The following is a 12,763-nucleotide window of genomic DNA, read 5'->3' as shown; positions in this document are numbered from 1 at the left end:
ATCAAATGATAATCATTATTATTTGAACCCATGAACAAAAAAACTATTTCTTCATTCAAGCCATTCGATAAAGCGCTCTCTACGCAGCAGGACGCCGCTCCAACTTTACGGCAACGTGTACAAAGTGCGGAGCTGTTCGGTACGGCGCGTGAAGTTGTGATTGAGCATGCGGGTGAGGAATACCGATTGCGTTTAACTCGTCAGGGCAAGTTGATCCTGACCAAATAATTGATCTTTGCACTTTATTGTCGGCAGGCTATTTTTCTTCTCCTGCAGTCAATCTCTCCTCCTGATAGTAAGGAATGAGCATGCCGACAACAAAGTGCAAACAGTAAAATCGACTAGCCAGCCATCCAATACATTCGGGTATTGGTAGCCAGCCAATGTTAGAACGGCACACTGTGAATAAGCAGTGTGCAATCGCTGCGCACAGCAGCTTCGGCAGACTCTCCGCTGCCTAACGTTTGGATGGTGAAATCAATGAATTCAAATAAACCGCATAAAAAAGTGAGCCTCTCCAATAGCGGCGATTGCCGCGTGGTATTTTGCCCGAATTGCGGCACCCTAGAGATCAATTTGGGAACCTCGACGATTCGCACCAATAGAGAATCGTTACACCTGCTCAGCTCAGTGTTAAACCATGCCAAAGTACGGCTGGCCCAAATGCAGCATGCCCCATCGACAAATAATACCGCTCCGATGAGGCTCGGCCGTGTTCACTAAAATGATGTTCCCGGCCATCAACACCTGTCTGTTGGAGCCCCATCAAAAAACCCGGTTGGGCAACCTTCATTACGGCAGCGTTACTCACGATAACGACCGGCCCTGGTTAGCGCTCGGTTTGGTGCTGTGCGCGCATCTGGCGGTATTTGCGGCGTTAAGCCGGCAAGATCAGCCTTTACCGGTGCAAACTCCGCCCGAACCGATTACGGTCAGCTTGGTAAGCGCCCCGCAGCCGGTCCAGCCCAAAACGACGCCGGTGGTCCAACCAACAGCAAAACCGCAACCCGTCATTAAAAAACCGGTTAAATCGCAGCCGGTCGCAAAACCGGTCGTAAAACAGGCGAAGCAAACTATCGCTCCTCCCGTGCAGCAGACCGCCGAGCCGGTAGTGGCGTCGGCTGCGGACGCGCCTGCTGCCAAGCAGGAAAACAAAATATCGGATAGCAAACCTGCCGAACCGCAACCCTACCAATCGCCCAGCTTCAATGCCGCTTATTTGAATAATCCGGCGCCGAGTTATCCGCCGGTCTCAAGGAGGCTCGGCGAAGAAGGCGTGGTATTGCTACAGGTACAAGTCAATACCGACGGCGCTCCCGAATCCGTGCAACTGCAAACCGGCAGCGGTTCAAGCCGGCTCGACCAGGCGGCGTTGGAAGCAGTCAAGAACTGGCGCTTTACTCCGGCCAAACGCGGCAACCAACCGGTCAGCGCATCGGTGGTCGTACCGGTCAGATTTTCATTAGAAGGATAAACATCATGCAAGCCGAATATTTTTCAGATAGCCTTAAATTTATCAGCGAAGGCGGCATCGTATCGATGACCGTAGCCGCAGCCCTGCTGGTCATGTCCGTCGGCAGCTGGACATTGATGATCGCCAAAGCCGTGCAGGCCCGGCGCATCAAAAACAGCAGCGCGATTTTCTTAACGCGCTTTTGGCAAGCCGCAACCGCGTCGGCCAGATCCTCTCAATCGGCCAGCGCTGAACCTGCGTTGGTGTCATCGATAGCGACAACCATGCGCGGGCATATCGCAAAACCCGAAAACCCATTCGCCCGTCTTGCGTTACAAGGCATCAACGCCGCGCTGCATCATAAACGCTACACCGGACAACGCTTGGCCAAAGGCAGCGACGCATCGCAAGATCATTCGCGCTATGACGAATTCATTAGTCAAGCGCTGCGCCGTACGATCGGCCAGGAAAGCATGCGGCTGGAAAACGGCCTGACTTTATTGGCGTCGGTCGGCAGCATCGCGCCGTTTATCGGGTTGTTCGGCACCGTCTGGGGCATTTATCACGCGCTCGGCACCATTGCCGTCGGCGGTCAAGCCACGGTCGATAAAGTCGCCGGTCCGGTCGGCGAAGCCTTGATCATGACCGCGTTCGGACTCGCCGTCGCGATCCCGGCGGTATTGGCCTACAACGCGCTGGTCCGCGACAACCGCGTGTTGCTCGGCGAAGTCGAAACTTTCGCCCACGACCTGCACACTTACCTGACGACCGGCGTCCCGTTAGCGGCCGAACAAACTGCCGAAGCGGCGCTGCACGCGCACGACGGCATCAATGAAACCTATGGCGTATTGGCCGGCACAATCGGAGCGTCGTCATGATGTCCGGCGGATTCGGCGGCGACCGCCACGCGCAACCGATGGCGGAAATCAACACCACGCCGATGGTCGACGTAATGCTGGTATTGCTGGTGATTTTTATCATCACCGCGCCGCTATTGACCCACTCGATAAAAATCGACCTGCCGCAAACGGCAAGCCAACCGAACCCGGAAAAACCCGATATCGTCACGTTGTCGATCGATACGCAAGGAAAAATGTTTTGGAACGACGCGCCCGTGGCGGAAACGGAACTGGCCTCGCAAATGACGGCAATAGCGCAGAAAGAACCGCAACCTGAACTGCATCTGCGTGCCGAAAAGGCCACGCCGTACCAAAAACTGGCCGAAATCATGTCGGCCGCGCAAAACGCAGGCGTCGTGAAGATCGGCTTCGTGACCGAACCAAAGCAAAAGGAATAAAGTTGCCCCCGAACTCCTAGCTTCAACGCGTTGAGAAGCTCGCAGACCAGGATGAAGTCAATAAGCAATTGTGCAAACCGGGTCACCGATGCGTTCTCAACGAACCGAAAAAATCCTTTGTAGATATGGATAAATCCGTGTCTACAAAACCAAGAGACAAACAGTAAACAGACAGAAAACCTCCATTTAAAGCCAGCCATCGCCTTATGTGTGAATAGCCAGCCAAAAGCATGCTAACTACAACAAGAAGGTGTTTATGCGCTATTCCCAAAATCAGCGGCTATTGCTGGCTATTGCCGCATTGTTGAACTCGCTGTGCTCCGAAGCCGGAGAAATCGCTTCGCAGCAAATTCCTGCCGTTAAGACAAAAGCCGCCGCAACAAAACAATCGACCAAGCTTAAAGAGGTCGCGGTAACCGCTACCCGTAGCGAAGCCGACGTCAAGGATATTGCGGCCGATATAACCGTGCTGGACCGCAGCACCCTGGATCGGCGCATGCCGCGCGATCTGGCAGACCTGTTCCGCGACGAGCCGGATGTCGTCGTCGCCCGCGATTTGCGCCGTTTCAACAGCACCCGCGTCAACATCAGGGGTCTTGAAGACGTACGCGTCGTTCAAATGATCGACGGCGTGCGCCTGCCCGACTTCTACAACGGCGGCGGCCCCACCAACTTCACGATGTCCGGCCCGCAATTGATGATGCCCGACTTCATCAAGCGCGCCGAAATCCTGCGCGGCTCCGCATCCAGCCTGTACGGCTCGGATGCGATCGGCGGCGTGGTCGGTTACCGTTCGCTGAACCCGGAGGACTTGCTTAAAGGCGACGAATCGATTGCCGTCCGCTACCGGTCCGGCTATTTCGGCGCCAACGACGGCATTTCCAATACCGGCATGCTGGCCTTTCGCCAAGGCATCGCGGAAGGATTGATCGGCGTGTCCGGCGTGCATAGCAACGAAGCCGACAACAAGGGCAAGGTCTATACCAAGTCGGATAGCCGAACCGCCCCCAACAACCAGGATGGCTGGGACTCAGGTCTGCTGGCCAAACTGATCGTCCGCCCTTTCGACGGACATAAAATCACCGCCCAGGTGGAAGGACGCGAGCAAGCGATGAAGACGGACGTGCTGCGGCTTGCCGGCTCGCTGCCCCGAGTCACTTACATGCAGGGCGACGACAATAGCCGCCGCGTACGCGGCAGCCTGGAATACGAACACAAGGCGCAGACCCGCATCTACGACCGCTTGCAGGCCAGGTTCTATTACCAGGACAGCAGCACCGAGAACACCAACGTCCAACGGCGCACCAACAGCTCGTCCAGTTGCTCCGCGGTCACGGCCGGCAGCAACACTTGTCTGATCGACCAGGATTTTTTGTTCTCGCAAGTATCCATCGGCGGCGGCCTTCAGTTTGAGAAAGCTTTCGACATCGGATCGCATAGCCACTTTTTGACTTACGGCACCGACATCAGGAACGACAAAACCGAACAATTGCGCGACATGGACCTGTTTCTAAATAACGCCGCCACGCCGTCCAAGGCCCTGGCAGGCGATGTGTTCCCGTTACGCGATTTCGCCAACGGTTCGACCGATACGCTGGGATTTTTCTTCCAGGACGAAATCAGCGGCCTATTCAACGACAGGCTTACGGTCACGCCCGGCGTGCGTTACGACTGGCGCAGGCTCAGTCCGGAGGTGGATGAACTGGCGCAACAAGTGCTGACCGCCAATCGCAAACAAGCAGTGCAGCAAACCGATAACGCGGTTTCGCCCAAACTGGCCGCGTTATGGCGCTTCACCCCGGAAGTAGCAGGCTGGGGACAAGTGATGCGCGGCTTTAGAGCGCCCAATTACAACGAAGTCAACGGCAGCTTCCGTAACACCGCGCAACAATACGGCATCAGCCCGAATCCGAATCTAAAACCGGAAACCAGCGTCGGCTTCGAGCTGGGGCTGCGTTACACCTCCGACAATCTGCGTTCGCAAGTATCCGTCTTCGACAACTATTACCGTAACTTCATCGAAAGCGTGCGCCTGAATTGCCCGTCCGATCCGAGCTGTATCGGCTCGCTAGCCACGACCTTCATGTCGGTCAATCAAAGCAAAGTCAATATTCGCGGCGTGGATGCGCGCGGCGCTTGGGACTTTATGCCGGGATGGCGAGTAGACGGCGCGGCCGCTTATGTTTACGGCAACAACAATGCGATCAACCAACCGATCAACAGCATCGAGCCGACCCGGTTTTCGTTGGGGCTCGCGCACGATGCCGGCAAATGGGGCGCGGAAACGCGTTTGCGCGCCGCTTTGCGCAAAACCGAAGTAAACGATACCGACGGCGTCTGGTTCCGGCCGCCCGGCTATGTAACAACCGACCTTACCGCCTGGTGGCAGCCTCATAAGAGTACCCGCATCACCGCCGGCATCAATAACCTGCTGGACAAAAAATACTGGCTGTGGAGCGACATCCGCCAAGCCGATGCGACCAACCCCGTCGGTGTCGATTTCTACAGCCAGCCCGGCCGCAACGTATCGGTTGCATTGAGCGTCGACTGGTGATGGTTTTCACAGTCTGGAACGAATTAAAGCGAGCAAGACCTTCCAGGTTTTACGACTGCCATGGATGGCGGAAGTGCTGGAGCCGCCGGGAGCGGCTCCAGTAAAAACCTGGAAGGTCTACCGTCCGCGACAACGGATTTATCCGAATACCCATGTCACTCAACAGAATTAAGAGAACACATGCACAAACATTCAACAATTTTTAAGCGCTTACTTTTTCTTATCTCGGTGACGCTGTGGCTAACGGCGTCGATCAAGCCTGCAATAGCGTTGACCCAGCCGATGCCTGCGTCCGAACCTATTCTGTTCCTTGCCGCCGCGCCGACGCAGCCGGGTAAATTCGAACATCTGAAAAAGATCGCCGCAGAGCAAGGCATGCAGATTGAAGCGCGCTTCCTGGATAAATTCACCGGCCAGGAAAAACCCGGCGATTTCGAGCGTTACGGGCTTATCGTCATCGATACGCCTTACGGCCCGACGCAGGGCGTCGCCAAGGAGCGCCTTGGCCCGCTGTTGCCGCAAATCACGACGCCTTGGCTGTTGATACAAAACGAAGCGCCGGACGCAAAAGGCATCGCTCCCGCGCTGGTGAAGACGCTGCACAGTTATTACAGCAACGGCGGCCGGGCCAACTTTGCCGAATTTTTCTGCCAAGTGCGGGCCCAAGTCTATAAACAAGCCGCCCGCGCGTGCCTGCCGCCGCAAATATTCCCGGACGCCGGCATTTATCATCCCGATTATACGGGCCGGATCTTTCCGACGCTGGATGAATATCTGCATTGGAAAAAGCCCAAGGCCGGTCAACCGGTCATCGCGATTCTGTTCCACCAAGCGCATTTCGCTTCCGAACTGACCGGCTTTCTCGACGACACCGTTCGCCGTATCGAAGCGGCCGGCGCGGTTGCGTTGCCGATCTATGCGTCCATGATGACTAACGGCGATATTACCCGGCTTATCCAGCGCAACGGTAAACCCGTTGCCGACGTCCTGATCAACAACCAGATCATGCTGAACGCCGAAGGCCGCCGCAGCGAATTCGAAGCGCTCGGCATCCCGGTCATCCAGGCGATGCCGTTCCGGCGCGGCGAACAGGCCGACTGGGAAAAAGACAACCCCGGGGTCAGCACAATGGATATCCCGTTTTACTTGGCCCAACCGGAATATACCGGCATCACCGATCCGTTGATTGCGGCCTACTCGCGCAAAGCGGACGGCGATATTGTCGCGATCGACTACCAATTGCAGTCGGTGGTCAACAAAGCGGTGAACCTGGCTAAACTCAGACACCTGCCGAATGCCGAGAAAAAAATCGCCGTTTTGTTCTGGAATTATCCGCCGGGAGAAAAAAACCTCAGCGCGTCTTTCATGAATTTGCCGCACAGCCTGGAAAATACGCTGCATGCGATAAAACAGGCGGGTTATAAAACCCAAACCCCGGACCAAACGCAACTGACCGAACAATTGCAACGCCTGCTGGCTCCGTTGTACCGGGACGGGCAATTGCCGTCGCTGTTGCACGACGGTTTGGCCGCGCGTTTGCCGATGAACCGCTACCGGGCATGGTTCGATACCCTGCCCGCGCCGGTCAAGGAAGCCGTGACCGCCCGCTTCGGCGCGCCGGAAAATTCAGGCATGGCGATAAAGGAAAACGGCGAGTGGTTCTTCGTCATCCCGCGCCTGGATCTCGGCAACACCGTGATCCTGCCGCAACCGCCGCGCGGCGAGAGAAAAGACGACAAGGAAAAAGCGCTGTATCACTCCACCAGCGCACCGCTGAATCATTTTTATCTCGCCGCCTACTTGTGGGCGCGCGAGCTGCACGGCGCTCACGCGTTGGTGCATTACGGCACCCACGGCAGCCAGGAATGGACGCCGGGCAAGGAGCGCGGCCTGTCGATTTACGACTCTCCTTACCTGTTGCTCGGCGATACGCCGATCGTCTATCCGTATATCGTCGACGACATCGGCGAAGCGGTGCAAGCCAAGCGGCGCGGGCGCGCCACCATCATTTCCCATGCCACGCCGCCGTTCGCGCCAGCTGGCTTGCATGGCGAAATCAACCGCCTGCACGATTTAGTGCACACCTGGCTGAATATGACCGAAGGCGAAGTGCGCGACAAAACCCGCGACGAGATCATCCAGGTTGCCGCGCAAAACAAGATCGACCGCGACATGGCTTGGGAACCGGCGCGTATTCACGACAACTTTAAAGAATTCGCCGATGCGCTGCATGTCCAGTTGCACGAACTCGCTCTAGCCAACCAACCATTGGGGCTGGCGACTTTCGGCTTGCCGGCCGAATCCGACCTGCGCTTGTTCACCGTCATGCAAATGCTCGGTAAACCGTTGCTTGCCGCACTGCAACCGAAAGATCCGGAAGAAATGATCGTCGGCGATTATAAAAAGCTGCGCGACACGCCGGTCTGGAAGTTGTTGGACCAACACGTCAGGCAAAACCAGCCTTACACCGGCGACGCCAAAATCGGCGAGATGCTGACCAAGGCGCGCGAATACTGGCTGAATCTGACCCAAACCCAGGAAATGGCAAACTTGCTTAAAGCGCTGCAAGGCAACTATATTCCGACCTCCTACGGCGGCGATCCGGTCAAGAACCCGGACGCGCTGCCGACCGGGCGCAATCTCTACGGCTTCGATCCTTCCCGCATCCCTACGCAGGCGGCCTGGGAAGCCGGACGCGCGGAAACGGAAAAACTGATCGCCCAATACCGCGAAAAACACGGCGAATATCCGAAGAAGCTCGCCTTCAGCTTATGGTCGGTGGAGACCATGCGCCATTTCGGCGTATTGGAAGCCCAGGCTTTTGCGGCCCTCGGTTTCAAACCGAAGTGGGATGAAGGCGGCCGGGTGATCGGCATCGAGCCGATCCCGGCCGCCGAGCTGAAACGCCCGCGTGTCGATGTGGTGCTTTCGGCCACCGGCCTGTATCGCGACCATTTCCCGAACGTGATGCGCTGGCTGGCGACGGCTGCGGCTCAAGCCGCCGCATTGAACGAGCCGGACAATCCGGTCGCGGCGCATAGCCGCGCAGTCGAAGCCGACTTATTACAGCGCGGCGTCGAAGCCGGATTGGCGCGGCGGCTGGCCGACACCCGCATTTTCTCCAACCGGTCGGGCAGCTACGGCACCGGCCTGGACGACGCCACGCTGGCTTCCGACACCTGGGGCACCGGCAAGGACGGCAAGGAAGACCGCGCGACCGGCGACAAAAAACTCGCCGATCTTTACCTTAACCGGATGCAATACGCCTACGGCCCGGACGAAAAAGAATGGGGCAGTCTGCCGCCGGATGCGGCAAAAGGCGTCAATCTGTATGCCGAAAACCTCAAAGGCGTGCAAGCGGCCTTGCTGTCGCGCAGTTCCAACCTTTACGGCATGCTGACTACCGACGATCCGTTCCAATATTTGGGCGGCATCGGTCTTGCGGTGCGCAGTTTGAACGGCAAGAGCCCGGAGCTTTACATCGCCAACCTGCGCGATACCGGCACGCCGAAGCTGGAAACGGCGGCGGGTTTTCTCGCCAAGGAACTCAAGACCCGCCAGTTGCATCCGGGCTGGATAGCGGCCATGCAAAAAGAAGGCTATAGCGGCGCGATCGACATGCTGGACGCGGTGAACAATCTTTGGGGTTGGCAAGCCGTGGCGCCGGAAACCGTGCGTAGCGACCAGTGGGACGAGATACGCGACGTCTATGTCAACGACAAATACAAATTGGGCATGAAGGAGTGGTTCGAGAAAAACCATCCCCACGCCCAGGCGCAGATGATCGAGCGCATGCTGGAAGCCGCGCGCAAGGGCTACTGGCAGACCGACGCGAAAAGCCTGACCGAGCTGGCGCAACGCTACCGGGAACTGGCGCAACGCTTCGATGTCAGAACCGATAACCAAAAGTTCGCCGAATACACCGACGGCTTGATTAAGCAGGCGGCCGAACAAGGCGTTGCGGGTTTCGGGCTAAGCGACCTGCCGCCGGTTCAGACTAAAGCCGAAACTGCCCAGACAGCGCCGCCGGCACCGACGAAAATGGTTACCGGACAACAGTTGGTGAAGCAAAACGCAGCTGCCAACCCAAGCAAATCGATTTACCTGGGCATCGGCTTGATTTTTCTCGCTATCGGAGCGGGTGCCTGGCACCAGCAGTATAAAGCTATTGGGCGGTGTCATGGCGTTTAAGACTATTTTGCGTAAGACCTTCCAGGTTTTAAAAACCTGGAAGGTCTAGTAACCATAATCATCAATCGGGTTTGCAAACCACCATATTTAACCGAATAAAACACAAAACCAAAAGGAGCCCTAATGAGTAATCTCATCGAAACCAACCTGTATAGCCTCAGCCAATTGTTTCTGATCCCGGTGCTGCTGAGCGTTATCGCGGTCTTCTTCTACGCCTTTTATGCACTGGGCGCATTTTTATGGCAAGCGGTGCAGCGGCATCGCGGCGATGCGCGCGGCTTTGAGCTGCTGACCGCAAAGCATAATGAACCGTCGCTGACGGTCATCGACCTGGAGACGCTGGCGCTGAAACGCCTGGAAATTTCCCGCCTGATCAGCCGCGTCGCGCCGATGCTCGGCCTGGTCGCGACGATGATCCCGATGGGGCCGGCGCTGAAAAGCCTGGCCGACGGACAGTTGCAGGAAGTCAGCGCGAACCTGATGGTGGCTTTTTCCGCCGTGATCCTGTCCCTGATCGCCGCCAGCCTCACGTACTGGACCGTCAATGTGCGCCGGCGCTGGTATGCAACCGAACTGGCCGAAGTCGAGCATGGCGCCAAACGCCAACCGACGCAACCCGCCGGGCACGATGCCGTTCTCCATGATCCGGCGGCTGTATTAGCGGCGGGGAGCCTGCAATGAGCCTGCGCCTGATGGACGATCTGGAAGCCGACGACCCTATCCTGTCGGTCGTCAACATCATCGACGTATTCCTGGTGATTATCGCCGCGTTGCTGCTGGCGGTAGCCAATAACCCGATGAACCCGTTTACAGCCGACAACGTTACCGTGATCAAAAATCCCGGCAAACCGAACATGGAAATGATCGTCAAGGACGGCAAAAAAATCGAGCAGTACAAATCCACCGGCAAAATCGGCCAGGGCGAAGGCGCCAAGGCCGGAGTGGCTTACCGCCTGAAAGACGGCACGATGGTTTATGTACCGGAGTAACGGCGGCCGTAAGTCATGCATAGAGTGTCCGCTTGCCCGACTCGTAAGCATGGCGGCTAGACTCTCAAGCTGGAACAAGCCTCGCAGTTTTATTAGCAGGTCTTTTTACACAACTAACACTATTTACCTGGAGTTTTTCATGAAACGCGTAGCCACCCACATGGCGATCACCTTAGCCGGCAGTGCCTGCCTTGCCTCATCAGCGCTCGCCGCGGCGGAGCCGGATCAAAAGCCCACCGTATTGGAAGAAATCACAGTCCGGGGAGACTGGCTGGGCGTGCCGAACAAGGACAATATCAAGACCTATCCCGGCGGGCGTTCCGCAGTCACCAATACCGAATTGCAGCAATCCGGTTCCCGGACGCTGGAAGATGCGTTGCGCCTGGTGCCGGGCGTGCGCGCCCAGGACGAGACCGGTACCGGCATCCTGCCGAATATCGGCATACGCGGATTGGACCCGAGACGCAGCACGCGTACTTTGGTGTTAGTCGACGGCATACCTATCGCATTGGCGCCTTACGGACAGACGGGCTTGTCGATGTTTCCGCTGACCATGCAAACAGTCGACAGCATCGACGTAGCGCGCGGCGGGGCCGCGGTGCGTTACGGGCCGAACAACGTCGGCGGCGTGATCAATTTCATCAGCAAACCGATACAGGACAAATTCAGCGCCACCCTAAGAGAAGCGCTGACCATTTCCACCGAATCCGGCAACGTGCTGACCGACAGTTACCTGCGCGCCGGCGGCTTCGTCAACGACAGGCTGGGCCTGCAATTCCAGGCCAATACCGTGATCGGCGATTCGTCGCGCGCGCATTCGGACACCGAAGTCGAAAACGTGGCGCTGGATGCGCACTGGTTCGTCACCGACACCGCCGACATCAAGGCCGGCATACAATATTACAACACCGATACCGAGCTACCGGGCAGCCTGTCGCCCCAAGCCTACCGGCAGGACCGCTTCCAATCGCAACGTCCTTACGACAAATTCCAGGGCGATACCGTGAAGGGCCATTTGATTTATAATCAGGATTTCAACTTTTTCGGCAACGCTGCCGAATTCAACTGGACCAATTTCGCCCATACCAGCGACCGGGAGTTCACCGTCGGCTGCCAGCTCAATGCGGCCGCCACCTCATGTAATCTCGATCCGTCCCTAACCTCCAACGGCACGCAAACCAGTCCGCGCAGCTTCACCGTTTACGGCACCGAACCGCGCCTTACCGTGGCCGGCAAAACCGGCTGGCTGGACCACAAGTTCACGTTGGGCGGCCGTTACGTCAGCGAAAGCGTCGACCAGGGCGTCGACCGGTACCGACTGAACGGCAGCTCCGTCACCGCGCAGAACTTCCATTTCGGCACCGACGCGTTCGCCCTTTACGCCAGCGACACGCTGAGCGTATGGAAAGAAAGGCTCAGCATCACGCCGGGATTGCGCTCTGAATGGATCGAGCAATCCAGCAACAACCGGTTGAACGGCGTAGCGCTCAATAGCAGCGGCAACGAATTGCTGCCCGGCGTCGATGTCGGCATCAAGCTGTGGCCGGATAAAGTATTCCTATTCGGTAACGTGCATAAATCGCTACAGCCGGTGCAATTCACCCAAATTACACTGGGCGGCGATACCGGCGTGGAAAAAGCCTGGAACTATGAAGCCGGTTTACGCGTATCGCCGCTTTCGGAACTCGACGCGACGGTCAGCTATTTCCGTTTCGATTTCGACAATCAAATCGTCGGCGTCGTCGAAAACGGCACCACCCTGTTCCGCAACCTCGGCCAAGCCATGCATCAAGGTTACGAAACCGAACTGGATTGGCGCCCGAGCTTCCTGTCCGGCCTCGACCTCAAGGCAGGCTACACCTTTGTCGACACCGAGCAGTTGAACAACCTGTTCAGCGGCGCCACGCAAGTCGCGTTTAAAAATAAAGAAGTACCGTTCAGCTCGCACCATCAAATCAGCCTGCAAGGCAATTACCGGATCAATACGTTTAATTTCAACGTCAACGGCTCGTACCTCAGCGCCGCCTTTACCGACGCGGCCAACACCGTGCTGGAAAACGCCGTCGGCGACCGGGGCAAAATACCGGGCTATTGGCTGTGGAATGCCCAAATCACCAAGGACTTTCGCGTAAATAAAACCAATCTGCGGCTCGGCCTTGGCGGCAACAACCTGTTCAACCAGGACTACTACTTCCGCGGAGTCGACACCAGCCTGGGCAGAATGCCGGGGCCGGGACGCTCGGTCATGCTCAGCGTACAAATGGATATATAAGGAAAAA

10 protein-coding genes are annotated in these 12,763 nt (G+C 57.1%); all 10 read left to right on the top strand.

Annotated features, from left to right (window positions below):
• Positions 1-30 precede the first annotated feature (30 nt).
• The 10 genes from hemP (at position 31) to EKO24_RS18680 (ending at position 12,756) form a co-directional block, all read left to right on the top strand.
• Positions 31-228, top strand: coding sequence for a hemin uptake protein HemP (gene hemP, locus EKO24_RS18725; protein ID WP_127029894.1), 198 nt, complete (start codon positions 31-33; stop codon positions 226-228).
• A 252-nt stretch (positions 229-480) separates the two neighbouring features.
• Complete coding sequence (locus tag EKO24_RS18720) at positions 481-723, top strand: hypothetical protein (RefSeq protein ID WP_127029895.1); 243 nt, start codon at positions 481-483, stop codon at positions 721-723.
• Positions 713-1,474 (top strand): energy transducer TonB, encoded by a 762-nt coding sequence (locus tag EKO24_RS18715; RefSeq protein ID WP_206667309.1) that lies wholly within the window; start codon positions 713-715, stop codon positions 1,472-1,474. Before EKO24_RS18720 ends, EKO24_RS18715 begins: the two co-directional genes overlap by 11 nt.
• A 5-nt stretch (positions 1,475-1,479) precedes the next feature.
• Complete coding sequence (locus EKO24_RS18710) at positions 1,480-2,331, top strand: MotA/TolQ/ExbB proton channel family protein (RefSeq protein WP_127029896.1); 852 nt, start codon at positions 1,480-1,482, stop codon at positions 2,329-2,331.
• Complete coding sequence (locus EKO24_RS18705; RefSeq protein WP_127029897.1) at positions 2,328-2,750, top strand: ExbD/TolR family protein; 423 nt, start codon at positions 2,328-2,330, stop codon at positions 2,748-2,750. The genes EKO24_RS18710 and EKO24_RS18705 overlap by 4 nt, the downstream gene beginning before the upstream one ends.
• Before the next feature lie 256 nt (positions 2,751-3,006).
• Positions 3,007-5,304, top strand: a complete 2,298-nt coding sequence (locus EKO24_RS18700) for a TonB-dependent hemoglobin/transferrin/lactoferrin family receptor (protein WP_127029898.1) — start codon at positions 3,007-3,009, stop codon at positions 5,302-5,304.
• 180 nt (positions 5,305-5,484) lie between these two features.
• Positions 5,485-9,495: a cobaltochelatase subunit CobN gene (gene cobN, locus EKO24_RS18695; protein WP_161990625.1), complete on the top strand. Its 4,011-nt coding sequence runs from the start codon at positions 5,485-5,487 to the stop codon at positions 9,493-9,495.
• Positions 9,496-9,618: 123 nt separating this feature from the next.
• Positions 9,619-10,176, top strand: a complete 558-nt coding sequence (locus EKO24_RS18690) for a MotA/TolQ/ExbB proton channel family protein (RefSeq protein WP_143733257.1) — start codon at positions 9,619-9,621, stop codon at positions 10,174-10,176.
• Positions 10,173-10,484, top strand: coding sequence for a DUF2149 domain-containing protein (locus tag EKO24_RS18685; protein WP_127029901.1), 312 nt, complete (start codon positions 10,173-10,175; stop codon positions 10,482-10,484). The genes EKO24_RS18690 and EKO24_RS18685 overlap by 4 nt, the downstream gene beginning before the upstream one ends.
• 139 nt (positions 10,485-10,623) lie before the next feature.
• Entirely contained in the window at positions 10,624-12,756 is a 2,133-nt protein-coding gene (locus tag EKO24_RS18680; RefSeq protein ID WP_206667308.1) for a TonB-dependent receptor family protein, read from the top strand.
• Positions 12,757-12,763: the final 7 nt, after the last annotated feature.

The sequence above is a fragment of the Candidatus Methylobacter oryzae genome, from assembly GCF_003994235.2.
GTDB lineage: Bacteria > Pseudomonadota > Gammaproteobacteria > Methylococcales > Methylomonadaceae > Methylobacter_A > Methylobacter_A oryzae.
Note: the sequence above shows the minus strand (reverse complement) of the source record. Positions and strands in the feature narration are given on the sequence as shown.